The organism is Bifidobacterium coryneforme (assembly GCF_000737865.1).
In the GTDB taxonomy this organism is placed as follows: domain Bacteria; phylum Actinomycetota; class Actinomycetes; order Actinomycetales; family Bifidobacteriaceae; genus Bombiscardovia; species Bombiscardovia coryneformis.
Map to the genome: position 1 here is coordinate 1,064,509 of NZ_CP007287.1, position 24,617 is coordinate 1,089,125.

24 protein-coding genes are annotated in these 24,617 nt (G+C 57.8%); 16 read left to right on the plus strand and 8 right to left on the minus strand.

The genetic code is table 11. From position 1 onward, the window contains the following. The first annotated feature begins 147 nt into the window (after positions 1–147). From bcor_RS07395 to bcor_RS07250, 3 genes are all read left to right on the plus strand, one after another. The gene (locus tag bcor_RS07395; RefSeq protein ID WP_081870344.1) at positions 148–735 is read left to right on the plus strand and encodes a YraN family protein; all 588 of its coding nucleotides are present in this window, start codon (positions 148–150) and stop codon (positions 733–735) included. Beyond that, positions 735–2,309, plus strand: coding sequence for a YifB family Mg chelatase-like AAA ATPase (locus bcor_RS04145; RefSeq protein ID WP_033498527.1), 1,575 nt, complete (start codon positions 735–737; stop codon positions 2,307–2,309). The genes bcor_RS07395 and bcor_RS04145 overlap by 1 nt, the downstream gene beginning before the upstream one ends. Before the next feature lie 460 nt (positions 2,310–2,769). Beyond that, positions 2,770–4,089, plus strand: a complete 1,320-nt coding sequence (locus bcor_RS07250) for a DNA-processing protein DprA (protein WP_238548592.1) — start codon at positions 2,770–2,772, stop codon at positions 4,087–4,089. Here bcor_RS07250 and bcor_RS04155 read toward each other — a convergent pair. Further along, on the minus strand, positions 4,074–4,421 hold the full coding sequence (locus bcor_RS04155; RefSeq protein WP_033498526.1) for an MGMT family protein: 348 nt from the start codon (positions 4,419–4,421) through the stop codon (positions 4,074–4,076). The two genes, bcor_RS07250 and bcor_RS04155, sit on opposite strands and share 16 nt — an antisense overlap. A gap of 85 nt (positions 4,422–4,506) precedes the next feature. On the opposite strand from bcor_RS04155, the gene bcor_RS04160 reads away from it, so the two are divergent. The 3 genes from bcor_RS04160 to bcor_RS04170 all read left to right on the plus strand — a co-directional run bounded on the left by bcor_RS04160 (position 4,507) and on the right by bcor_RS04170 (position 8,486). Beyond that, a complete protein-coding gene (locus bcor_RS04160; RefSeq protein ID WP_033498564.1) occupies positions 4,507–6,501 on the plus strand; it encodes an FAD-binding protein in 1,995 nt (664 codons plus the stop codon). A gap of 245 nt (positions 6,502–6,746) precedes the next feature. Beyond that, entirely contained in the window at positions 6,747–7,754 is a 1,008-nt protein-coding gene (locus tag bcor_RS04165) for a succinate dehydrogenase/fumarate reductase iron-sulfur subunit (protein ID WP_081870415.1), read from the plus strand. 48 nt (positions 7,755–7,802) lie between these two features. Next, a complete protein-coding gene (locus tag bcor_RS04170; RefSeq protein ID WP_033498525.1) occupies positions 7,803–8,486 on the plus strand; it encodes an O-methyltransferase in 684 nt (227 codons plus the stop codon). A gap of 141 nt (positions 8,487–8,627) precedes the next feature. Here the strand turns inward: bcor_RS04170 and bcor_RS04175 are convergent, their stop codons facing one another. Beyond that, on the minus strand, positions 8,628–9,395 hold the full coding sequence (locus bcor_RS04175; RefSeq protein WP_033498562.1) for an LOG family protein: 768 nt from the start codon (positions 9,393–9,395) through the stop codon (positions 8,628–8,630). Between the two features lie 386 nt (positions 9,396–9,781). Between bcor_RS04175 and bcor_RS04180 the strand changes: the two genes are divergently transcribed. Together bcor_RS04180 and bcor_RS04185 are read left to right on the plus strand one after the other, a co-directional pair. Continuing rightward, positions 9,782–10,063, plus strand: coding sequence for a hypothetical protein (locus bcor_RS04180; protein WP_052115188.1), 282 nt, complete (start codon positions 9,782–9,784; stop codon positions 10,061–10,063). Continuing rightward, positions 10,063–10,248, plus strand: coding sequence for a hypothetical protein (locus bcor_RS04185; protein ID WP_033498524.1), 186 nt, complete (start codon positions 10,063–10,065; stop codon positions 10,246–10,248). Before bcor_RS04180 ends, bcor_RS04185 begins: the two co-directional genes overlap by 1 nt. 50 nt (positions 10,249–10,298) lie before the next feature. Here the strand turns inward: bcor_RS04185 and bcor_RS04190 are convergent, their stop codons facing one another. Both bcor_RS04190 and bcor_RS04195 read right to left on the minus strand, forming a co-directional pair. After that, positions 10,299–12,056, minus strand: coding sequence for an ABC transporter ATP-binding protein (locus bcor_RS04190; protein ID WP_033498523.1), 1,758 nt, complete (start codon positions 12,054–12,056; stop codon positions 10,299–10,301). Continuing rightward, the gene (locus bcor_RS04195) at positions 12,057–14,075 is read right to left on the minus strand and encodes an ABC transporter ATP-binding protein (protein WP_051875667.1); all 2,019 of its coding nucleotides are present in this window, start codon (positions 14,073–14,075) and stop codon (positions 12,057–12,059) included. Positions 14,076–14,253: 178 nt separating this feature from the next. Between bcor_RS04195 and bcor_RS04200 the strand changes: the two genes are divergently transcribed. Then, on the plus strand, positions 14,254–15,228 hold the full coding sequence (locus bcor_RS04200; protein WP_033498522.1) for a helix-turn-helix domain-containing protein: 975 nt from the start codon (positions 14,254–14,256) through the stop codon (positions 15,226–15,228). 250 nt (positions 15,229–15,478) lie between these two features. Here the strand turns inward: bcor_RS04200 and bcor_RS07255 are convergent, their stop codons facing one another. After that, positions 15,479–16,075, minus strand: coding sequence for a cysteine peptidase family C39 domain-containing protein (locus tag bcor_RS07255; protein ID WP_051875668.1), 597 nt, complete (start codon positions 16,073–16,075; stop codon positions 15,479–15,481). 414 nt (positions 16,076–16,489) lie between these two features. Between bcor_RS07255 and bcor_RS04210 the strand changes: the two genes are divergently transcribed. The 7 genes from bcor_RS04210 (at position 16,490) to bcor_RS04240 (ending at position 23,519) form a co-directional block, all read left to right on the plus strand. After that, positions 16,490–17,530 (plus strand): ADP-ribosylglycohydrolase family protein, encoded by a 1,041-nt coding sequence (locus tag bcor_RS04210; RefSeq protein ID WP_033498521.1) that lies wholly within the window; start codon positions 16,490–16,492, stop codon positions 17,528–17,530. Between the two features lie 2 nt (positions 17,531–17,532). Further along, entirely contained in the window at positions 17,533–18,504 is a 972-nt protein-coding gene (locus tag bcor_RS04215) for a PfkB family carbohydrate kinase (RefSeq protein ID WP_033498520.1), read from the plus strand. A 38-nt stretch (positions 18,505–18,542) separates the two neighbouring features. Then, positions 18,543–20,036, plus strand: coding sequence for a purine-cytosine permease family protein (locus bcor_RS04220; protein WP_033498519.1), 1,494 nt, complete (start codon positions 18,543–18,545; stop codon positions 20,034–20,036). 54 nt (positions 20,037–20,090) lie between these two features. Then, positions 20,091–20,654: a cysteine hydrolase family protein gene (locus bcor_RS04225; RefSeq protein WP_033498518.1), complete on the plus strand. Its 564-nt coding sequence runs from the start codon at positions 20,091–20,093 to the stop codon at positions 20,652–20,654. 435 nt (positions 20,655–21,089) lie between these two features. After that, on the plus strand, positions 21,090–21,848 hold the full coding sequence (locus bcor_RS04230) for a hypothetical protein (protein WP_033498517.1): 759 nt from the start codon (positions 21,090–21,092) through the stop codon (positions 21,846–21,848). A 185-nt stretch (positions 21,849–22,033) separates the two neighbouring features. After that, the gene (locus tag bcor_RS04235; protein WP_051875669.1) at positions 22,034–22,285 is read left to right on the plus strand and encodes a hypothetical protein; all 252 of its coding nucleotides are present in this window, start codon (positions 22,034–22,036) and stop codon (positions 22,283–22,285) included. Continuing rightward, positions 22,275–23,519, plus strand: coding sequence for an AbiH family protein (locus bcor_RS04240; RefSeq protein WP_158332629.1), 1,245 nt, complete (start codon positions 22,275–22,277; stop codon positions 23,517–23,519). The genes bcor_RS04235 and bcor_RS04240 overlap by 11 nt, the downstream gene beginning before the upstream one ends. 62 nt (positions 23,520–23,581) lie before the next feature. Here the strand turns inward: bcor_RS04240 and bcor_RS07405 are convergent, their stop codons facing one another. The 3 genes from bcor_RS07405 to bcor_RS04250 are packed head-to-tail and all read right to left on the minus strand — an operon-like array spanning position 23,582 to position 24,531. Then, positions 23,582–23,812, minus strand: coding sequence for a phage holin (locus tag bcor_RS07405; protein ID WP_148303998.1), 231 nt, complete (start codon positions 23,810–23,812; stop codon positions 23,582–23,584). A 9-nt stretch (positions 23,813–23,821) separates the two neighbouring features. Then, positions 23,822–24,223, minus strand: a complete 402-nt coding sequence (locus bcor_RS07655; RefSeq protein ID WP_051875670.1) for a lytic transglycosylase — start codon at positions 24,221–24,223, stop codon at positions 23,822–23,824. Further along, positions 24,220–24,531, minus strand: a complete 312-nt coding sequence (locus tag bcor_RS04250) for a hypothetical protein (protein WP_033498514.1) — start codon at positions 24,529–24,531, stop codon at positions 24,220–24,222. Before bcor_RS04250 ends, bcor_RS07655 begins: the two co-directional genes overlap by 4 nt. Positions 24,532–24,617: the final 86 nt, after the last annotated feature.

Below are 24,617 nucleotides of genomic sequence, written 5' to 3' on the forward strand. Positions count from 1 at the left end.
TCTGACAGGTTTCAACACCAACCGTAGAATCAGATAGCCTGGCCTTATTCCCTTTGAAGTCACAGGGAAACTGGGCCAGGCTTATCCACATACGCACATTCGCATAATTAGCGATGCTCTTTTCCCTATCCGTGGTGTCCTTGAGTCATGGATACCCGGAAGCACACCATAACCCGCAATCACAAACCCCTCGAAGACGTTCATGACAGGGCCAGCACCTTGGCCGAAGTCGAACGTCTAATCAGGAGAACCGGCCTGAGTGGCAGGGAACTCGGGAGGCTTGGCGAAGAATATGCCAGCCTATGGTTACAGAATCAAGGGTGGCGCATCGTCACCCGCAACTGGCACTGCAGATATGGGGAATTGGACATCATCGCCCTGGACCCCTCGCCGAACCTGGTCTTCATCGAGGTCAAGACCAGGCGGTCGACCAGGTACGGCCCACCCTGTGAAGCTGTGGGGCCGGCGAAACAGCAACGTTGCAGACGTGCAGCGGTGCAGTGGCTGATTGAACACGACCGGGATCCTCTTATCCGACACCAGGGCACCCGTTTCGATGTCGTCACCCTCACGATTGGGGACCAGACACTCAATTCCGGTATATCATCTGGGGTCATGGATTCCGATATGAGAATTCACACGGCCACGGATGACCGCCTCGAAAGACTCCGGCCCCAGGCATGCGGATGGTCTCCCGACTCCATATTCCTCCGTCATATACGGGAGGCCTTCTGATGCGGCTTGGATCAGCGAAGTCCATCGGCCTGGTGGGACTCAAGGCGTTTGTCATCAACGCCCAGGCATTCATCTCGCCGGGTCTCCCCTACTTCTCCATCATCGGTCTGCCGGATGCCTCCCTGTCGGAATCCAGGGAAAGGGTCAAATCGGCCTGTTCGTCCTGCGGGTTCCGCTGGCCTCAGACAAGGGTCACCGTCAACCTCTCACCGGCTTCGCGCCCCAAGCGCGGTTCCTCGCATGACCTGGCAATCGCTACAAGTGTTCTGGGCGCCGGAGGCGTGGTACCCGTTGAAGGATTCGAACAGACCATAGCCCTGGGCGAGCTGAATCTGGATGGGAGCGTTCTGCCCATTACCGGCGTTCTTCCCATCCTGGCCTATGCAAAGGAACTTGGCGTGCAAAGGGTCTTCCTACCGGAAGCCAATATGGAGGAGGCCGCAATCGTACCCGGAATCGAAGTGACCGGATTGATGCACCTCGGCCAGCTGGTAGAGCACATGGGAGGTCGCGCGATCTACCACATACCGGACACCGTAGTTGATTCAGGACAGACGACGGACATAACCATCCAGGACCAGAACGCCCCAGGGGCGACGAATCTGGACATGGACCAGGTCATAGGCCAGGAGGGGACCAAGTGGGCCTTGACCGTGGCGGCCGCCGGCGGGCATCACATACTCATGGTCGGACCACCAGGTGCAGGCAAGAGCATGATGGCCCGGTGTCTACCTGGCATCCTGCCCCCACTTGGGGCCAAGGAGCAGCTGGAGGTCGCATCCATCCGTTCCCTCTGCGGCACCCTGAAGCAGTATGGGGTCAGCGACATTCCACCTTTTGAAGCACCCCATCATACCGCGTCCATGGCTTCCTTGGTCGGTGGCGGCAGCGGACTTGCAACCCCTGGCGCCATCACCAAGGCCCACTGTGGTGTGCTCTTCATGGACGAGGCCCCCGAGTTCTCGCCCCGGGTCCTTCAAGCACTGCGTGAACCGCTGGAAATCGGGGAGATAATCCTCTCCCGGGCCAAGGGGTCCACATCCTTCCCTGCCAGATTCCAGCTGGTCATGGCCGCCAATCCCTGCCCCTGCGGGTATGGCTATGGGACAGGTGAACGATGCACCTGCTCCCCAAGGGAACGAACCAGGTACTGGAACCGGATTTCCGGCCCAATCATGGACCGTATCGATATACAGACAACGGTTCCCCCTGTTTCCGACCTGGGTGGTGCCAGCCCAAACGTGACCGGTCTCGGTCATGGTGAGGCCGGTCACAGACAATCCAGCGCCGAAATCAGGCAGCAGGTAATCATGGCCCGCGAGGCTGCCGGAAAACGATTCAAGGAGGAGGGTTGGACCTGCAACGCCCAAGCCAGCGGCGAGTGGTTACGGGCCAATACGGGGCAGAAGTCACTAGCCGTCGTCAACGAAGCCATGCGGAAGAAACACCTCAGCCTGCGCGGTGCGGACAGGACCCTACGTCTGGCATGGACGCTGGCCGACCTTGACGGGAGATACGGACCGAACGTCGATGACGTAGCCGTCGGAATCATGATGCGGACAAGGACGGCATGAGATGGCCGCAGGATGCCCGGAACAAAAGAAACCCGAGTTCGAAAGGTCCGATATGGAGCAGGCGGCGACCGGGCAGCCGGAACAGAAACAACCGGGGCGTACAGGCACGATACCGGAAGAACCAGAAGAGGCCAGACCGGGACACTCCTCGCCGACGAAAATACAGAAACCTGTGCGAGCTGGAAATCGACCTGCAGGCATTCAAGCTGCCCACCTACGAATCAGGGATGACTGGCTTGCTCGCGCGGTACTGAACTTCGCGGCTGATGGGCCCGATGCCCTCATGCACGCCAGTCTGCTGGGGTCGGAGTGCCCTCTGGACCTATGTCAGACACTGCTGGAAATCTCACCAGACACTTCCTTACCCATCTCCGCACGACAGTCTCAGGCCCGCACACAATTGGATCGGGCTTTCATCCAGGGAGCCATCCGATGGGGCAGGCAGATAAACGGCAAGGACATGGACCGTTTCCGGCGGGTCAGCACCGCATGGCGATCACGAGTGGAATCCGTACGGAATTGGGATGCGGACAGGTTGAAAGAAAGTCTGACCGAGGGAGGAACCCTGTGGGTACTGACACCGACATCAGACACCTGGCCATCCCAGCTCAACGACCTCGCCCAACGATCAGACTGGGCTCCGCCTCTCTGCCTATGGGGCAGGGGCAACAAGGACAGTCTGATCAGTTGCAGCAAACCCGTCGCAGTCGTCGGCTCCAGGACCTGCGACCTTTATGGCAGCTACATCGCTCACGAAATCGGCAGACAGGCAGCGATCCAAGGCCACCTGGTGGTTTCCGGAGGGGCCATGGGAGCCGACGCACAAGCACACTGGGGCGCCCTAGCCGCCCGAGGAGAGGAATATACGAGCGATGCCGGATCGACCGTGGCTGTATTCGCAGGTGGATTGAAACGAATGGGGCCTCTACGCAATCGGGAACTCTTTCAAGCCATTGAACGACATGGCGGGGCCTTGATCAGTGAGATGCATCCGGAAACGATCCCCGAAGGCCGCCGCTTCCTCCTCCGCAACAGAATCATCGCCGCCCTCGCCTCGACGATAGTGGTGGCTCAGGCCCGATACCGATCGGGGGCCCTCAACACGGCCACCTGGGGGGCAGAATTAGGGAGGGAGATCTATGCGGCTCCAGGTCGAATCGACACTCCGGAGAACACCGGATGCAACCGCCTGATCCACCAGGGCAAGGCAACCATTCTTATCTCGGCAACCGATATAAGCGGTATCTGCCATGCTCCGCATCAGTCAGGAACCTACCCTGTCGTTGGCTCTTTCCAATCGTCGGACCTTGAGGATGATACCGGGACGGCGAAATCGAGAGAAGATACCTCAGACCAAATTGAAAAGTCGCTCCCCGAGCAGGAAATCGCCGTCAAAGGGCAACCTAAGAGCAAGAAGATCGGCAGTAAGTCCGACAAGGAACTTGAGCCCGGCAAAGGAAGCGAGGACGACTTACCGCCCCTGGAGGAAATACCTCCGGCACTGGAATACCTCACGGAGGCAGAGAACTGCCCTCATGTGGACCCGGAGGAGGTGATTCTGAAAGCGATACGAGCCTGCTGCAAAAAGGGCGAAGCTGCAACGGTTGATGCACTGATCAGAACGCTGGAAGGGAGTCGATTCTCCGGCATGGCTACTTCATCGCAGGTCGACACTGTCCAGTTGGTGCTACGCCATCTCGGACGGCTTGAGCTCGAAGGGAAAATCGAGACGGTCAACGGTTCAGCGCACCTGGTCAAGCAGGATCAGGCATCCCATTGACAGCGTTCGAGGTCAACCACCCATCCCGATTGACCGGCGTTCTCGTCATGCGCAGGTGGAATGAAGACAACCCCTTCGGATTCCAGCAGCTCCCTCTGTCGCTCAGGACCACCAAAGGCAAAGCCCGGAGCCAGGGAACCATCCTTGAAGACAACCCGATGGCATGGAATCACACCCGGTTCGGGGTTGGAATGAAGCGCGAATCCAACAAATCTTGCATTTCTGGGTTTCCCCGTCAAAGCCGCTATCTGACCATACGTGGCGACCCTGCCAGCAGGTATGCGACTGACAACCTGATAGACCATCTGCGAAAAGGACTGCTCTCGACCCATGCTTTTCATTGTCCGGGAACAAAGGGACAAGACCACATGCCCAAACCTCCTGGTGCTATCAAAGGGTTGTGAGAATATCGGCTTTATGAGTCCTGCGACAATCAAGAATCACTATGAGGCCATCATCGTAGGCGCCGGGGCCGCCGGCATGTCAGCAGCATTGAGCCTGTCCCGGTCACTGAAAAAGGACAATCGGGAAGGCGGGGAAAGCCCATCGATTCTCGTCATTTCAAAACTGCAACCTCTCCGGTCGCACACCGGATCGGCCGAGGGTGGCATCGCAGCCAGCCTGGGCAATGAGGAACAGGACGATTGGCACTGGCATTACTACGACACCATCAAGGGTGGTGATTGGCTTGCCGACCAGGACGCCGTAGAGGTATTGGCCCGAGAGGCCAAGAAGACGGTGACTCGCCTGGAACATGAGGGGGTGGCCTTCTCCCGGCGTGAAGACGGCCGTATCGCCCAGCGCAAGTTCGGCGGTCACACGTCTGAATTCGGCGGGAAACCGGTAAAAAGGGCGGCTTATGCCGCAGACCGCATTGGCCATCAGATCCTCCACTCGCTCTGGCAGCAGTGCGTACAGATGGGAGTGACTTTCGCCGAGGAATGGTACGTAACAGATCTGGTCCTGGACAAGTCCAAGACTGCGAACAAGAAGGCAAAAACCGAAAACGCCTCCGCAGAGGATGATGCTGCAGGCACCACTCCGGCACAGCCTTGGGCCACGGCATGCGGTCTGGTGGTCCTGGACACCCATACCGGACAGACCCGCGCCATATCGTCCGACACCATCATGCTCTGCACCGGAGGCGCCGGCAGGCTCTTCCACACCACCTCAAACTCCTGGGACCTCACCGGAGATGGTACGGCACTGGCCTTGAAGGCCGGGCTGCAGCTTGAAGACATCGAATTCATCCAGTTCCATCCGACCGGTCTCGGCCATACCGGCTTTCTCCTCTCCGAAGCTTCCCGAGCAGAGGGCGGAATCCTCCGTAACTCGGAGGGTAGGGCCTTCATGCAGGACTATGCGCCTGAGCACGGCGACCTGGCGGCCAGGGATGTGGTCAGCCGATCCATCATGGCCGAAATCGATGCGGGCCGAGGCGTAGCCGACCCCAGAGACCCCGATGGTCCGCGCGATTGCGTCTGGCTGGACATGAGGGAGGTCGGCGAGGATCGCATGAAGTCACTCCTCCCCCAGGTCTATGAAACCATCCGCAAGTATGCGAATCTGAATCCTGCCGTCGACCTGATTCCCGTCAAACCGACCGCCCACTACACCATGGGAGGTATTCCCATCACCACCCGAGGGCAGGTTTATCGATGGGTGGACGGTCAACGCCGTTCCATTGAAGGTCTCTACGCTGCCGGCGAGTGCTCCTGCGTCAGCGTTCATGGCGCCAATCGGCTCGGGGGCAACAGCCTCCTGGATGCCTGCCTCTTCGGCACCCGGGCAGGTGAAGCCATGGCCAGCCGTATCACCGCCATTGCATCCTCCCATCAGGAGAACCAATCCCCGGGCATGGAAGCAGCATCCGATCGTGCTCAAGATGACCGGAGCATCCGCAACGAGGACCTGATGAATCAGGCCTTGTCCAAGAGGCAATCGGCAATGGACCACATGCTGTCTTCATCGGAGCCCGAAGACAGGAATGAAGACTCCCCCGACGTGGAATCGTCTGATGACATCAACGCCTACCTGCTTATGCAGGAGCTGGGGCGAATCATGGAGAAGGCGGTGGCGGTCCGCTGCGATCAGACCAGCATCGACAAGGCCTTGAGTCAGATCAACCACCTGCACAACAAGGCTCTCACATTGAAATCGCATAGTACGGAAGCGGCCCTCAACCAGGAGCTGACGGCGATGATGGAGGTCGACAACCTTCTGACTCTGTCCAAGGCGGTCCTGGCTGCAAGCGGTGATCGAAAGGAATCACGCGGAGCCCTCTTCCGCCAGGACCACCCGGAACGCGACGACGTACACTTCCTCTCGCACTCCATGGTCGATTGTGATGGCAACATCGATTGGCAACCGGTTCACATCGTCGACATGCCTCCACAAGGCAGGCAGTACTGACAGGAAGTATCGGAACAACGGCCGTCCCTGTTCGATTGCAGGCAAAGGCGGGAATCGAATACAAACCCGGTTGATCGGTCTTCCAGGATGCCGCCCTCTCAATTACGTTGATTTCGTTTGGATTAGCGGCAAATCCTAATGGACGAGTGACCGATGACGGGTCGAGTCACTAGGATGAATGAGTGGTTGATTCCCGAATGATGTACGGGACCATCAATGCGCACGATGAAACGGAGCCTGAACCTATGAAATCCGAAGGCGCTGAAGGGCAGAGCAGACCCTCAATCGGAACATGCGGACAGACCGCAGACACCGGAAGCCTCGACTCCGGCAGCACCACAGACTCCAGTACAACCAGCACCAGCGTCACCATACGCGTAGCCAGGTTCACGCCGCGGCAGGCCCGCCCGGGCCGCACGGCTTCCAACCCCTTCGCCGCTACCTCATCGCCTTTCGGCTCCAGACCAGGACGTCCGCGTGGAAAGCGGTGGACTCAGGAGTACAAGGTGCACACCTCGCCTGAGCAAACAATCCTGGATTGCCTGTTGCAAATCAAACGTGAGCAGGACCCGACCCTGAACTTCCGCTACTCCTGTGGACATGGCATGTGCGGTTCGGATGCCGTCCTGGTCAATTCCACGCCCACGCTCCTCTGCACAGCCACCATCGGCGACCATGCCAAGGCGCCGGCTCAGGGAACAGACGAGGGAGCCGACTCCTCGCAAGGATTCCGTCGAACCGGACAAGCCAGGGATGCCAACCCCGAGCCGCAGCAAAATACAGAAACCGTCCGTACAGGTTGGCTCGGAATCATAGAAATCAAGCCCCTTCCCGGCTTTACACCCCTACGCGACCTGATTGTCGACACCGACACCATGTTCGAGCAGATCCGCCGTTTCCATCCGTATCTACGCGACGGTGCGGGCCCCGAATCCGAAACGGAAAACCTGCAGACCCCGGCCCAGCTGTCCAAATTTGAGCTGCTCAGCAACTGCATTGCATGCGGAATCTGCGAGGGGTCCTGCCCCGTCTATGCCGGCGGAGAGGCCTTCGCAGGCCCCGCCGCCCTGGTTGCAGCCTCCCGCTTCATCAATGACTCGCGTGACCAGCACCGCCAGGAACGCCTCGACGCCATCAACCAGGAGGACGGAATCCTGGCCTGCGAATCCGTTCGCGCCTGCTCGCGCCAGTGCCCAAAGGGAATTGACGTCGGCGAAGAAATGTGGCGATTGGTCGAGGCAGTCAACCGCTGACCGGCCCCATGTCGCCATTTGTGAACACCAGACGTTAGAGTTATCACTATGGATAAGACCGCATACAGCAATCATGCCCAAGGGTGGGAGCTAGCCGAGAAGAGCACACTCAACAGCGAATCCGGAACACTGGCAGCCTTTCGCACCCGGGCGGAATCAGCAGGGTTCCCACAGTGCTCAGTGGCACAGGGCTCCTTCCTGCGATTCCTGGCAGGCAGAGCGGATGCCGCTTCCATCATCCTTCTGGGAACAGGTTCAGTGGTCGAAGCCATTCGTCTCATGGATGGTCTAAGCGGTCGGGGCCAGTTTACGGCTGTCGATTCCTCCCCCGAGGGTGCCTCGCTGATTCGTCAGACCTTCCAGGAGGAAGAGCGAAGGAACTCGGTTCTGCGTCTGCGCGCGGTCAATACCTCTGCGGGCACCTATTTTCCCCGGCTGAACCCTGCCGACTACGACCTGATTGTGGTTTCCGGGGATTGCCGGAATTACCAGGATGCCATAGACCACGCCCCCCGTCTGCTGAAGAGCAGCGGTCAGCTGGTCTTCACCGATGCCTTCGCCCTGGACGCAGAACCGAAAAAGGGCGGGATAATGAATCCGGCCAATCGCTCCGACAAGGCAGTTACGCTCCGAACCCTCATGGACACCCTGTCGCAGGAGGACCATCTCGAATCCTGCCTGATTCCTGTCGGCAATGGTATGGTTCTGGCCGCGAAGGACAAGCAGGCCTAGTTCCTTCCCGCACTTCTCATACGATGTAGGACCACATCCGAGGCTATGTCAACGCATGGTTTTCACGTATTGCTCCGGCCGTGTTTCTCATGACAGCAGCAGTCCTCCACAAGCTCCGTAGTCAGAGCGGCAGTGACACCCTTAAGGCTGACGGTTCCGCAGTATGACCTGCACAGCCTCGTCCGGATCGTCGGTCCGGACCACCAGCCCCGGATCCAGATCCGAAATCATGCCACGGTCCCTGACAGTGGTCAGCAGCCAGTCAAAGAGGCCATCCCAGTACTTCTTGTCGAAGAGGACAATGGGCATGGTGTCCACCTTGTGGGTCTGCACCAGCGTCAGCACCTCAAACATCTCATCCAAGGTACCGAAACCTCCCGGGCAGACGATGATACCGGACGAGTACTTCATGAACATCATCTTCCGCACGAAAAAGTAACGGAAGGTAATACCCAGATTGACCCACCGGTTGATTCCCTGCTCGTGAGGAAGTTCGATTCCCAACCCTACCGATTTTCCACCGGCCAGGGCGGCACCCTTGTTGGCGGCCTCCATGATGCCCGGGCCACCACCGGTGATCACAGCCATGCCTCCCTTGGCCAGTCCGGCCCCCATCCGCTGAGCAGCTCGATAGTCAGGACTGCCCTCGTCGGTCCGGGCTGAACCGAAGATTGTGGCGGCCGGCCCCAGCTCGGCAAGGGCGCCAAACCCATCGACGAACTCGGCCTGAATACGCAGCACCCGCCATGGGTCCATATGAAGCCAGTCCGTATCGGCATCCGCGGAGAGCAGGCTGGCGTTCGAATCACTTGACGGAATCATGGGGCCTCGCATGATGACCGGACCACTATGGTAGGTCCTCCCCATATCCTGCTCCTCTTCGAACGCTTTGCCGCCCTTGTTCAGCATCTTCGCCTGTTCCTTCATGTTTTGGTCTTCCATCATCGATCTCCCCATCTTCTGTACCTCTTCGTCCCGATTCACCTGCAGAAGTTGATTCTGCGTGGGTTCCAGACCCTCCCGGCCGCCAACATCCGGGTACCTGCCTCATATACTCCAGCAATATCATCCATCAGGAGCACGACTCAACCAGTCGAACACCCCACCTTACTTTAATGGACCAGACCATATCCGGTCCATTACGCTCGATCGGCGGTCAAAGGCGGGGACGAACACCCACTTAGCACAATGGAATATCCTATAATCGGCAGGTGCGCAGACGGTAATCGCCCTGACATGCCGCACAGCCAGGTCCCGCCCAAGAAACCCGCCAAAATACCAGCAGGGAGCAATCCATGGAATTTCAGCCCATGATCCATCCGAGGATTCATCGTACGCATCCCGACATTGACCAGCAGGACATCTTGGAGGTCTGGCGCAATGCCCTTGTTTCAGCACCGGTCATCAACAGCCAGGGAAGCCGAAAGGTCTGGCTGACCCTGGGCTTCGACGGGCAGGGAAGGCTGATGGAGCTGGCTTCCGTCAACGACGACGCCAGGCTCTGGATGGTCTTCCATGCCATGACTCCTCCTTCACGCAAAACCCTACGGGAGTTCCTCACGAGGGGGAGGGATTGATGGCCACCAACGAAGGCAAGGACTGGAACACCCTGTCAGGAATCAGCGAAGAGGAACTGAACCTGCTGAGCCGACCCTTCCAGGATGGAACCTGGTCAGGCGAGTTGGGTCAGATTTGGCCAGAACGCCCTCGTCTCCACCTCGGTTACCCCACCTCCTCGGACTGCATCTGCCACAGGGACTGATGGGCGAAATAGACAACAAGGCAATACCATGAGTAGAACCTCGATTCTCCCTATAAGGACCAGTCTGCGCTCTCGCCCTGCAAGCGAACCATCCGCGCAAACTCACCATCTGCGGCCATAAGCTCCTGCGGAGAACCCTGCTCGACCACACGCCCATGGTCAAGAACGACAATCTTGTCGGCCTGCTCAACAGTGCGCATCCGGTGGGCAATGACCATGACGGTCTTCCCCACCAGTAATTGCGACAGGGCTTCCTGCACCTGCGTCTCGTTCTCCACATCCAGGGAGGCAGTGGCCTCGTCAAGCAGGACAATCGGGGCGTCCTTGAGAATGGCTCTGGCAATGGAGATTCGTTGCCGCTCACCTCCGGAAAGTCTGGAACCGTTTTCACCAATCATCGTTTCGTACCCCTGTGGCAGGCGTGAGACGAACTGGTCGCAGTTGGCGGCCCTGGCCGCAGCCAGCACCTCCTCGTCACTGGCACCGCACCGCCCCATTCGAATATTGCCCATGACCGTGTCGTCAAAGAGCATCACGTCCTGGAAAACCACGGCATAGTCTCGCAGGAGAACCTCCGGATCCACCTTGCTCACATCCACCCCTCCTACGGTGATGGAACCTGAAGCGGTATCCCAGAAACGAGCCGCCAACCGAGCACAGGTTGATTTCCCTGATCCCGAGGGGCCAACCAGGGCCGTGATCTCCCCCTCTTTGGCAGTGAAACCGACATCTTCAAGAACCGGCTCACCTGCCGCCTTACCCGCAAGGCCAGGATAGGAGAAGGCAACATGGTTGAAGACGATATCGTGCCCTACGGGATGGAATTCCATACTCCCCTCAGCTACGGGTTCCTCGGTGATGGAGCGAATCCGTCGTGCCGAACCCTGGGACTGGAAGAGCTCCGAAACCAGCATCAGCGCCTGATCAAAGGGCGAGTAGATCCGTGAGACCATCAGGAGGAAAAGGAACATGACCATGAAGTCGATCCTGCCCTGAATGATCAATCCGGCAGCCACCAGGAAGGTCGTTGCCACACCCAACCTCAAAACCACCATGGCGGAGTTCATTATGAGACCATTCGTCATCTCGGTTCGGACCGTAGTGGCTTCGGTGTCGTCGATGGTCGAGAAGAGCCTCTCCAGATACCTGCCTTCCTGGTTGGTGGCGTGAATCTCCCGAACGCAGTCAAGCGCCTCCTGAATACCGTCGCTAACACGAATCTGGGCCTGTCTCGTACGCTGTGACGCAGCTTCGACGAATCGCCGAGTGGCAAAGATGATGGCGAAGGCCACCGGCACACTCCAGAAGGCAGCCAGATCAAGAGCCCAATTGATGGGCAGAAGGGCAAGGAAGACCAGGACGGATGAGACGACCGCACCGTAGAGCTGGCTCAGCGCATGGGCGTAGGCATGTTCCATGGTGGCCACGTCACCCAGAATGGTATCGGTCAGATCAGCCAGGTCACGCCGCCCGAAAAAGGAGAGCGGCAGTTTGCGCAGTCGCTCGGCAAGGTCGATCCGCTGGGTTCCGGTCTGACTGAAAACCGCACCGTAGGAATAACTGTACTGGAACCAGGAGGTGCCGAAGAGGATAAACGCAAAGACCAGGAGACCGGCCAGATAGGGCAGGACTTTCGGCAGAGGCGCCCCTGCCGTCAGATGCTCAACAAAAGCGTTCATGACCAGCAGAAGGGAGGCCGTTCCCGCCATGATAATCAGATTGGTCAGTGTGGTCCACAGCGTTCCCAGAACTACGATCTTCATGCCTTGGTCGGACAGGGCATACTTCTTCTTGAATGAGGCGAACACTTATGCCTCACCTCCTTCCCTCTGGATGTCGGAATCATCGGTAGACAAGTCCCCAACGAATGGTCCTGTACCGGGAACGGTGTGCTCCTCATCCCCGGTGAAGTCTGCGGGATTTCGCCCCGCTTCACTGGCAGCCTTCGGAGAGTTGTCGACCTTCCAGGAGACCGCCCGTTCGTAATCAGACCAGATACGGGCATAGGTACCCTGCGCGTCAAGAAGCTGGCGATGAGTACCCTGCTCAACCAGGCAGCCCCCATCCAGCACCAGGATTCGATCGACATCAGCCACAGTCGATAGACGGTGAGCAATCATGAGCACGGTTCGCCGATGGTCTCCTTCGGCCCGGGTCAGCTTGGTCAGAGCCTTCTGTATCAAGACCTCGTTCTCGGGATCGGCAAAAGCAGTCGCCTCATCCAGGACCACAATGGGAGACTCCTTGAGAATTGCCCTGGCCAGGGCCACGCGCTGGACCTCTCCCCCGGAAAGGTAGATTCCACCTGAACCGAGCATGGTGTCAAGCCCATCGGGAAGCTTGTCAACGATGTCCATGCACTGAGCCGCTCTCAACGCGTCCATGACCTGTTCAGGAGTGGCTTCCGGTCTGGCTGCGCGAACGTTCTCCAGGAGGGTGGTCGAAAAGAGCCTGTTGGTCTGAAAGACAAAGGCGACCTGCCCCATCAGATCGTGTGGATCGATGGATCTGACATCAATACCACCCACAGCGACCCTGCCCGAATCCACATCCCAAAAACGCGGCAACAGACTGGCACAGGTCGATTTGCCGCCTCCTGAAGGGCCGACCAGGGCCACGGTTTCACCCTCCGGCACCTCGAAATCGATCCGCTTCAGTGCCGGGTGATCGGCACCCGGATAGGTATACGACACCTGATCCAAGGAAGCATCCGCAGACTTCGGATGTTCCGGTTCGGTAGACACCGCGAGGGGATCAATGCTGAGCACACCAGTGATTCTGTTCAAGGCGTCATCGGCCTTGCTGAAGGACTCGCTGGAGAACTGGAGACGGGTCATGGCAGTAGGAACCATACCCGAGAAGACTGCATAGAAAGCGAAATCAGTCAGGAATGAAGTGAAGTCACCCTGCCCAGAAGCCAGCAGGATGGCCACAGGAATCAGAAAGATCACGGTCCCGTTCAGGGCAGTCATCTGAATGGTCTGGGGCAGGTGGCAGACCTTCATGGAATAGGTCCTGGCTATTCGGCTGTAATGCTCGATGGCCTCATGGAACGCCTTGAAGGAGTACACCGTCTGTTGGAAGACCTTGACGACCGGAATACCGCGGACATATTCGGTCCCGGTCTTCGACATCCGCACCAGCGCATCCTGGTATTCCGTCATAAAGGACTGTCCCTGATCGTTCATCATCATGCGGATGCAGACCAGGGCAATCAGAATGGGGAAGAGGCAGGCCAGGCCCATACGCCAGTCGAAGACCAGCATCAGTATCGGCATGCCCAGAATCATGGCGAAGGATCCAGCCGCGTCGGGGAGGATATGGGCGAGAAGATTCTCGGTATCACCCGCCGAGCCATCAATGGTTCGGCGCAGCTCGCCGGAGGCATGGAGGTCGAAATACCCCAGAGGAAGGCTCAGCAAGTGGCCTATGGCCGCTTTTCGCATGTTGGATGCGCTCCGGAAAGCCGCCAGGTGCGCCATCAGCAGCCCTGCACAATACAGAATGACGGAAGCCGCCGCAAGCCCTAATCCTATCCATCCGTATGCGGCGATTCCCGTAGCTTGTGACCACCCCGGAGCAACAGCGAGAAGGTCCTTTACCGCCAACCATATGCAGATGTATGGCCCAAAACCGGCAATCGTGGAGAGGGCAGACAGGCAACAGCCGAGATAGGAGAACACCTTACGCGGTCCGGCGAAATCCAGCAATTGCATCAAGGAGCTACGCCCATGCGGTCTCTCACGGTCGGGCGCACCTCCCCCGCCCTGTGCCCTGCCTTCTACAGGATTCGGTTCGCTTCCCGAATCCGACTGGTCTGCGGTCATCTCTTTCCTCCTGATTTTCATCCAAAACCCTTGTCGTCCGCTGCCATCGAACGTAATCTGAGAAGCCACTGGTCGAAAGACCGTCACCGAGCGGCGGATGAATCCATAAAAGGTGGGGACGAAAGCGAAAGTCTGCCGAGATTGTCGTAAAAGCCGGCAGGATGAAACCAGGTGAGCAATGACAGACCACGCAATACGCTCCGAGTCCCGCGAGCTACAGACCCTGTACCGCCCCCAGGCGGAGCAACTCGGCATGAAACTCCATCGCCTATCGGCAGGACTGGTGGGGCGGGTCGATAACGACATTTGCCGAGGTAGGTTCCAAGCCAATCCGGCGGGTCCATATTGCCTGGTCATATGGCATGACATCACCTTCCTGCGCGAGGTGAACTTCAGCGAGTACTCCATGACCGATTACGCCTGCCTGACCATGGACGAGAGCCCGGCATCCAATGCCTGCCCTTATGGAGTGCAACCGTTTACGATGCAGGAAGGCAATATGGTTTCTCTGGTCCAACAGGCGGGATCAGTCACCTACCGCATACCGGCGGGCTCACGCTCGCTGACCCGGAGTATCTGCATCCTGCCCGAGTATTTCATGGAGCTGGAAAGCCAGTGGCCCGGCCAGGTCAAGGGACTCTTCGACACCTTCGTCCAACCCTGGCCGTCCGATATTGCCCTGGCAGCTTCAACCGCCCTGTCGACATTCGCCCCCGGAAGACCTGACCAGACGGAGTTCCTCATAAAAGCACACATCGACCTCCTCCTGGCAAGGCTGGCCCAAACTTCCTCCGCCTTGGCGCATAGCCACGAATCGTCACGCGACCAGGACCTGGTCCAACAGGTCAAAACCCACATCCAAACCCACCTGGGCGGCGACCTCTCCCTCGAACAGATAGCCCGGTCCCTGTATGTAGGACGAACACGTTTATGTCTCGCCTTCAGGAGTCAGACCGGCACAAGTCTGGCCAGGTACATCAGAGAGCGAAGAATGAACCGGGCCCGCCATCTCCTCTCGTCCACCGAGGAGGACGTTGCCTGGATTGGACGGCAGGTCGGATACGAGCGCCCCAGCTCATTCAGCGCGGCTTTCACCCGGGAAACCGGAGTTGCCCCAATCGTTTGGCGCGAGTTGAGCAATCGCAGCAATTGAGCTCGCTGCAAGCGCTGCATCCGCTTGGCAGAGGGGAATCATCTCACGTTCCTCCTCCCTGTAGAACAGGTTCATGTTGCTCTGCATGGAAACAAGGGGTCCATCCGTGGACTGCCGCAACGAACTGGGTTTTCTCGAACTGCCAGGCGTACGTGGCGCTCGCTCCCAGATAGCGCGCATCTTTGCCCGCCTTCACCAGCTCATGCAGGGCCCCCGCGGTCTCTTCTTCTGCGCATAACAGCTGCGCTTATTAGTGCTTATCCGCGATAACCGAGCTCAGCCTCTGCCAGGTTCTCGCGCTTTTCAAAATGAGCGCGCGGCCGGAAAAACTCGACCAAAATCTGGTCCGCTCCACTTCATCGACGATGGCTCCCTGGGTCGAGGGATCATCGCAATAGCAGACTTCACCTTTTGCGTTCGATACTCGAGTGCCACGGAATACGACCAAGTGTCCGCCTTTTGCACTTGGGGTTATTGGGAAGTTGCAGGACACGGAAACAATCGGAGTGATTTGGACTGCAGGTAGACTCTCCAAAAAACCAATCGATGCTTCAGGGAAAACCTCACCATCCAAGCCATAGGAACGTCCCAATTCAAGAAGACCCCGCAGTATCCACCCTTTCGCAGCATCATAGGCTCCGCTCTCAATCCCCTCAGCCAACAAGGCATCAAGAGTCGGTACAGGAAGCCCTTCGGCATCCAGAATCGTCTGGATACATGCCAGACCGCAACAGTTGTCTTCCCACTCCAGTCGCGACAGCGTCGCTCCACCGGGCAAGACGATGTCTCGAAGCAGAGCATGTTGCGGATATCGATGAGACTCCAAAACCGTACCGGGTATGGTCACTTCGTACTCCTTTGCCAGGCCCCCTCTTCGCCCCACAAGCCTGGACCGAAATACAGCGTGCCAGTGCCAAACAGCTGCGTACAATATGCAAGCGTCTCTCATTACTTCACCAATTCAATATCATTATTGCCTGTTTCACGACAACTTGGCATAAAGACACAAATCCTACGGATCCGTGAAGCACCTTGTACTCCTACTAGCAAGACCAAGCTAGGCAGTGAGTTCAGAGGCTGGTCGAATCGCAATCATGCGGAAGACATTTTAGAGCCCCTCCTCAGCTCAGTTCCCGGAAACCTCACTGAGCCAGACCGGGGCTGGACAGGTACACAACTCTTGCGATACTGAAGATATGACACGGAAGACCAGGCCAACCGACAATGGTCACAGACTCCAATCGCAGGGTAAGGCTCAACCATGACAACATGTGACAGCCAGACCATGGACCGGGCGCTGGGGGCGCTGTCCGGCCTTTCGCTTGGCGACGCCCTGGGTATGCCCACCCAGAGCATGAGCGACCAGGACATCAAAACGACCTACGGGCGCATCTCGACCCTGCGCGATGCGGTGCACGAGCAACCCATCGTTCCTGACATGCCAGCCGGGTCAGTTACGGACGACACCGATCAGGCCCTCATCGTGGCTGACCTGCTCATCCAGGGCGAAGGCCATATCGACCCCCAGACCTTTGCTCAGAGCCTGCTGCGCTGGGAGGACAGCATGCGAGCCCGTGGATCCCACGACCTACTGGGCCCATCCACCAAGCTTGCCTTGGAGGAGGTACGGGCCGGAGCTGACATTGCAAGCACCGGCAAAACCGGCTGCACCAACGGTGCCGCCATGCGCGTGACACCCGTGGGCATCGCCACACCAATCAAGGGCGACACGGACCGATTCGCCCGGCACGTATACGAGTCCTGCCAGGTCACCCATGACACTCTCCCCGGCTTCCAGGGAGCGGCCCTGGTCGCTGCAGTCGTAAGCTACGGGATAGATGGAGCAGACACTCATCAGGCGCTTCAGTCGGCGCTCACCGCAGTGTCCGGTATGCAGGTTCCGGCAGCGTGGAGCCCCAAGGCCAACGTACTGACCCGTGCACGAATCTCCATGGACCTGGCCCAGGCCAGCGCTTCGATCAGCAACGACGAGTTCGAGGACCGGCTACGCGCGGAGTGCGGCAGCTCCGTGGAAGCCAACGAGTCCGTGCCGGCGGCCTTCGCGCTGGCATGGAGGTTCGCGGAAAAGCCCACGGAAGCACTTCTTAGCGCAGCCAACCTGGGTGGCGATACGGATACCATTGCCGCCATGACCGGTGCCATGCTCGGGGCCTGCAACGGTGTCGGCGGTTTCCCCAAAGACCTCCTTGACCAGGTGGAATCCGTGTCCAAGCTCGACCTGGCACCCATCGCCCGGCGGCTGGTGAACCTGCGGAGTCGCCAGGACGGGCGGGCAGAGTAACCATGGGCAATGTCATATCTTTGGGCCAGATCGTGGTGGATACCACCCTGCGAGTGCCAAGTGTTCCTGTCGCTGGTGAAGACATCTTTGCCTCCAGTTCCTCCCAGCAGGTGGGTGGTGGTTACAACCTTCTCCACGCTGTACGACAGATGGGACAGCAGGCCTGCTTCGCCGGACTTCTGGGAACCGGACCCAATGCCGCACTCATCCGTAAGACCTTGGAAGACGAGGACATCAAGCATATTGGCGCAACCCGCCTTGACTGCGACAACGGTTTCTCCATCGCCCTCACAGACAATCAGGCAGAACGCACCTTCATCTCCGTGCGCGGTGCCGAAGCGGAGGGCGACCCCGAAGCCTTCGACCAGGTAGACCCCGAGCCCGCGGACGTGGTGTATCTCAGCGGGTACACCTTGGTGCACCGTACTGCCCAGGCGCTGCTCCGATTTCTTCAATCCCACCCAGGCCCAAGGCGTTTCACAACGATTTTCGATGCCTCACCCGTGTTCGGGCAGGCCGAAGACAAGGCAGTGGTGCGAGCCCTGGTGGGCTACTTCCCCATCTGGTCCTGCAACCTTCGAGAAGCGCCAATCATCGCACGGAAAATCGGGATGGAATGGCCTGACGATACAGACGGAGGGGAAGACGGCGCCCCGGAGGCCTACCTGCGCCTGTCCCAAGCCCTTGGATCGACTCTGATTGTGCACGTCGGTCCCCACGGTGCCTGGCTCTGTCAGGACGACCAGGTCCGACACATACCCGGCTTCCCCGTCACTCCGGTGGACACCAATGGGGCAGGCGACTGCCATGCTGGAGTTCTCTGTGCGCTACTGAGCAAGGGGGTGCCCCTGTCCGACGCAATCTCCTACGCCAATGCAGCCGCGGCCTTGTCCGTGACGAAAACCGGCCCGGCCACCTGCCCCACACCACAGGAAATCCAGGACTTCACCAATACCAACACGACATGCGCCTGACAATCCGGCAACGAGCACCACACGAATAAGGAAGCAACATGAATGAGCGCAATGCATCAAGAGAAGGGACCGGCAAAGCCTCAGCCCTAAGCGTTGAGGCCCAAGGCATCGACACCATCGCCGAGTCCGAGCGCAAGGGCAAGCCCTCAAGCCTCTTCTGGCCCTGGTTCTCCGCCAACATCTCGGTGCTGGCCATGTCCTATGGAGCCTGGGCGCTGGGATTCGGCATCTCCTTCTGGCAGGCCACATTGACCACCATCGCAGGTGTCGTCATCTCCTTCCTGCTTGTTGGCATCATCTCCATTGCAGGCAAGCGCGGCAACGCTCCGACCATGGTCCTCACCCGGGCCATTTTCGGCGTGAAGGGCGCCAAGGTGCCGTCCGCCATGTCATGGATAGCGACACTGGGCTGGGAGATATCCTTGACGACCACGGCTGTGCTGGCATCGTCTTCGACCATTGAAAAGCTGGGCTGGGGTTCAGGGGCAAGCCCCAAAATCATCTCAACCTTGGTAATCACCGGGCTGGTTGTGGTTGCGGGCATCTACGGATATGACCTGATCATGCGTCTTCAGCAGGTCATCACCATCGTCACCGCCATCGTGATTGCTGGCTTCTTCATCATCGGCTGGGGCAATATCGACTTCTCGGCAATCTCCTCCGCCCAATCCGGCTCACTGCCCGCCATGCTGGGCTGCTGCTTCTTCGTCATGACAGGCTTCGGCCTGGGGTGGGTCAACATCGCGGCGGACTACTCCCGGTACCTGCCTCATAGCGCCTCCAACACCGGAATCGTCGCCTGGACAACCTTCAGCGCATCCATCGCCAACATCTTCCTCATCGTCTACGGCCTGCTCCTCGCCATCTCCAACGGGGCCCTGTCCGAAAACGTAGGCAACGATCCCATCGGCGCCATGGCCAGTGTATTGCCCACCTGGTATCTGATCCCATTCACCATCGTCTCGGTGCTGGGGCTGATGTCAGGGGCCATCATGGATAACTACTCCAACGGTCTGGCCCTGCTCTCCTTCGGCATCCGGCTCCCCCGGACACTCGCGGCAGCCATCACCGCCGTACTCACCGTGATCGGCGTAGTCTACGTGACCTTCTTCTCCTCCACGTTCATCGGCCCCTTCCAAGGGTTCCTGATTACGCTCGGCGTACCCATGGCCGCCTGGGCAGGCATGTTCGTGGCCGACGTACTGCTCCGCCAGAAGGACTATGACACCACCGACCTCTACCGCCCCGAAGGACGATACGGCTCGTGGAACATCACCGCTTTTGCCATCCTTGCCATCGCCACCTTCCTCGGATGGGGACTGGTGGTGAACTCTGCAGCCAGCTGGCTCAACTGGCAGGGCTACCTCCTGGGCCCCATCGGAGGCAAGGACGGGACCTGGGCGGCAGCAAATCTGGGTGTCATCGTAGCCTTGGCTGTCGGATTCCTGGGGACTCTCCTCTTCCAGAAGGGCGGCGTCCGCCGTCAGGAGGGCATCCGGGAGCCGGCCGAATCTACTAAAACCACTGACTGAAGTTGAAAACGCAGAGGGATGTGTTCCGCACCCTCTGCGTGAAAGGAAACAGCCATGATCAATGACGACGAATGGCTGGTGGTCATTGACCGCCAGGAGGTATTCGCTCACAATGAGTGGTCCCGTTGGGCCTGCTCCGACGGCGCCTACTATCAGACTGACAACAATTACACCCGCCTCGCCAAGGCATACGGTAACCGCGTTGCCTACACCAGATACATTGCACCGCAACCGCCAAAAGGTGCCTGGGTGGAATACATGAAGGTCTGGTCGGAATTTCTGGTGGCCCCCGACGATCCCATGTACGACCTCACACCTGAGACCGCTGAACTTGCCAAGGGACATCCAATCGTCTCACTCAGCACTTACGGCAAGTGGGGACCTGAATTGCAGGCGGCTGTGGAGGGAACCCAGAAGATAGCCCTTTGTGGTGTTGCCACTGATGCCTGTGTGTTGCAGACAGCCTTGGCGGCCGCAGATCAAGGCATTGCCGTTCGGTTGGCGGCCGATGCCTGCGCCGGATCTACGTTGGAAAATCACAAACTGGCACTCGATACGATGGCCCTGTTCACACCGTTAATCACCATCACAGATACCGACTCGCTGCTAGCAGACTAATCTCAGGCACTTCCACTAGTATAACGTTCACCTTATTCCTCAGAACTTCGTAGCATCTTTACCTCATGACCACGCTCCTCCGATAGCGTTTGCGAATAGTAACTGGTTCAGTACCGGCATAAACAACCCTGACTCGTTGACATTGATCGCTCTAATCACTGCCAGTTATGTCAACGAGGCAAGCAGGGTCTCTTCAACCTCATCCAGTCGTTGTACAGCAAATCATGAGTTCATAACCAGATAGAGTCGCATACGCTCTAAAACAAACACCAGGTTTAACAAGGTTCTTAAGTAAACATCCTTCCCCGATACTCTTCGAAACCTAAAAGCTGTATAATGCAATTTGACATTGATGGTCTATCTGCTTTCTTTGTTCCTGCCGCGGCTACAGCTGCGTCATTCTTCTTGCATAGACAAGAGCTAAAGGAGAGAATCTTGAACGCAGCAAGAGTACTGCTCAACTTCTTCGGTTCTGGTTCTAGCACCATAAGATTCAGGGATTTGATTAATGCGTATGCCGAGGTTTCCAGATTCTTTTCCGAAGCAAAAGCAGATGGTGACGAGAAGGCTTCAATAGTAGTCGAGTGGCTGCCCAATCTATGGGACTGTATCGCGCAAGCATTTGATGGGTGCGCCGAGTATGTTGGACCGTACATGGGGGTGGAATTCTCCAGCCAATGTCGAATGTCTCTATTGATTGCTGAAGAGATGTTGGACGGGAAGACCAGTACTTATTCTGCTATACGAAGAGAGAAAGTCAAGCAGCTCCTGGATTCTCTACCGGACGAGCTGGATCAACTTTCACTTCCACAAGAACTTCACTTATATGTTCTCCGGCTGGCTCGAGAAGTCCGAGTTGCCCTCGACGAATACGCCATTACCGGCGATTTCAAACTGGACGCTGCGTTCTCTCGTTTGCAGTCCCAGCTTTTCGTTGTTGCTACGCACCTACCGAATGAAACACAACAGAACCGATTCGTCCAATTCCTCACAGACAAATTCATCCCTTGCATGACCGCGCTTAGTCTCACCATCACAAGCGCTTCTGAGGGGATGAATCTGAAGAGCATGATTGCTCAGCAGATTCAGAGCTCTGCGCTGCAAACGAGCACTTCATCATCACCACCTAGAATTCCTCAACTCGATCCTTGGACAGAGCAATATAACTCTGATCCCGAGTCTGACGAAACTTAGTTTTAAACTTCCTACAGCCAAACACACCTAAATCACCCTGGCTCTTCATAAGCACCTTATCGAAGGCCTCACGCACCTTGTCAGAGAACAAGACCGAACCCAAAAGAAGCCAGAAAACGCAAATACAGTGATGCAAAAAGCAAGGACCTGGTGCTTTCCATCTCTGATAAGGATTGAGGCAGCGGATGAAATACGGTATGCGCCCCCGTCCCCGGCGCTCGTTCAAGGCCCGCACCACGGCTAAGTGGAAGAGGCAGGCGAAGAAGGCCCTCATACCCGGGTACGGGAAGAAGGGCATAGGCTGGGTCAGGAACCCGAGGAAGGCCGCCTACAACAATCGGCAGCGCAGAATGGCCTGGCTAGAAAATGTGGATAAGTCAGCTTATATAGCATCTGAAGCCATCGAAGGAATAGGAGGCAATTTTGTTGTCAGATAGACAAGTGCTGGTATTAGGGAATGGTTTCGACCTTCAATGCGGGCTGAAGTCAAGTTTTGCTGACTTCATGCAGACCCGGATCGCCAGGGTGGGAAAAATAGAGGCCATGCTGTCTTCCGAAGATGTTCCGATGATTACGGTCCAGCGGCCAGACGGCAACGAATTACACGGGAATAATCTATCTTATCTGCTTTGGGGAGACGACCTTACCGTATGGGATTTCATTCTTATTGAAGATAAGCAGCTACGAACATGGTACGACGTGGAAGAGTGCATCAAGGAATGGGTGGACTATAGCTCGCCGTCTGCTCCAAGCAGTCCGCACCTGCGACAAATCTGCGATGCCTTCGTGAAACCCGACAAATATCATTGGCCTGACCTAAAGTGCCCAGTAAAAGCACAGCCATGTGTCCTGGCTTACGCAACGGATTTCTACAGCTGGGACGGACAGCCTGGTCCACTTCTAGGCATCCTATTGGACCAGCTGCATCGTTTCGAGGCCAGTTTTGCCGGATATATCTATAATCAGGTCAGTTGCCATAGTCATTATTCCGCCTGCGCAAACACTCTGATTACGAACCTGGCCAACGACGAAATGCCAGAAAAGATCTTTGACGTGGTGTATTCGGAAGGCTGGTATTCGGGACTTCCCGGATCCACCAACATATTGGACTTCAATTACACCTCACCAATCATATGGGGCTGGGAGAACTGCCCTACCTGTTTGAACGTCCATGGCCTGGCCGGGGACGGAAACATCATTTTCGGGATAGACGGGACGAATCTCATCCCCGAGCAGGAATGCTATGCCAACATCGTCAAATTCACAAAAACCTACCGTATCATGGAGCTCAACAGCACACCACACCCATCATTGGTCAGCCCCTATCTGTCCAGCGACCCGAACAGCGCGACAAACACAATCAAATTCTTCGGGCATTCGTTGGCGGAAGCCGATTACTCGTACTTCCAAGCCATTTTTGACGAGGTCAGCCTATATGAAAGCAACACCCGTTTGATTTTCTATTACAACGAGAGACGTCCGGATGGGAAAAATGCGAATGCGCAGGAGGAGATGTTCGAGAAAGTCAACCACCTGATCACTACATACGGACAGACTCTCGACAACAAAGACCACGGCAAAAACCTGCTGCACAAGCTGCTGTTGGAAGGCAGGCTGATCATCAAGCAGGTACCCTTAAACTCACGTGAAGTCCATATCGGAAACAACTAAACACAAAAACCGCCCCCGCTCCGGCCTTCCGAAGCGAAGGCGATTGTGTTATGAACAGTCCACTATTTGCTGAGTGCAGCTTTGGCCTCGTTGCCTGCGATGAGCACTCCCAGCGCGTAGATCGTAGTCACGATAGCGTCCGTGTGGGGCAAGCCCCATATCGGTCCGACGCTGTGGATGAAGGCCCCCAGCAGTGGCAGGAACGCGAGTCCCACCCATTTGAGGATCTGGTAGAGCCAGTCGGGCAGCCAGTAGGGCCTGCCCCGTCCTCGGAAATCGTATCGGTCATGTATGTCACCTCCTTAGTAGTTGAGGGTTTCGCCAGCATAGATCAGGCTGGGGTTGCCGGACCGGTAGCCGTGGATCTGGCTTTGGGGGAAGCCGAGCCTGGCGGCGATCCTGGAGAGCGTATCGCCACGGCGCACGGTCAAGGTCCGGCCACCGCCGCCGCTGCCGGTAGCGAGACGCTGGCCCGGATAGATGACGCAGGGCGCTCGGATGCCGTTGAGCTGGGCTATCACGGGCCAGGAGCCGCCGAAGACCATGTTCAGGCAGTCGCCGGGACGCACCACATAGGTGCCGCTCCCGGTGCCCCCGCCCGTGTTGCCTCGCAGCCGCTCGTTGACCGCGGCCATGACCTCGTCGTACCGGTTGCCCAACAGGGCGTGCCGCTGCGGGTCGTTGCCGTACTCGCCACGGATCACCGCCGCAGCGATGCTGCCAGCGTCCCCGACCGGAGGACCGCCGCATCAGAGGCACGCAGCTCCTCCATGCGCGCCTTACCCTCCCTCGTGCGCAGATTCGGCCTGTCGACGACCTCCGCACCAGTGCCCAGCACCAGCGCATGCGCCGCCTTGCCAAAATCCAGAGCATCACCGGACACATCCAGACCATGATCGAGATAATCCACATACGACAACGGCGACACCATGAACCGCTTCAACGCAGACTGATCCAACGCCGGGTCAGCGAAGTACTCCCGATCCGCCATCTCCTTAATCTCAAACCCCATCAGAAAATCTCCTTGAACTCGGTTTCAACGGGGGTCAACGGCATGGACACATGTCCATCTGTCCATGTGTCCATGCCTCTGATACC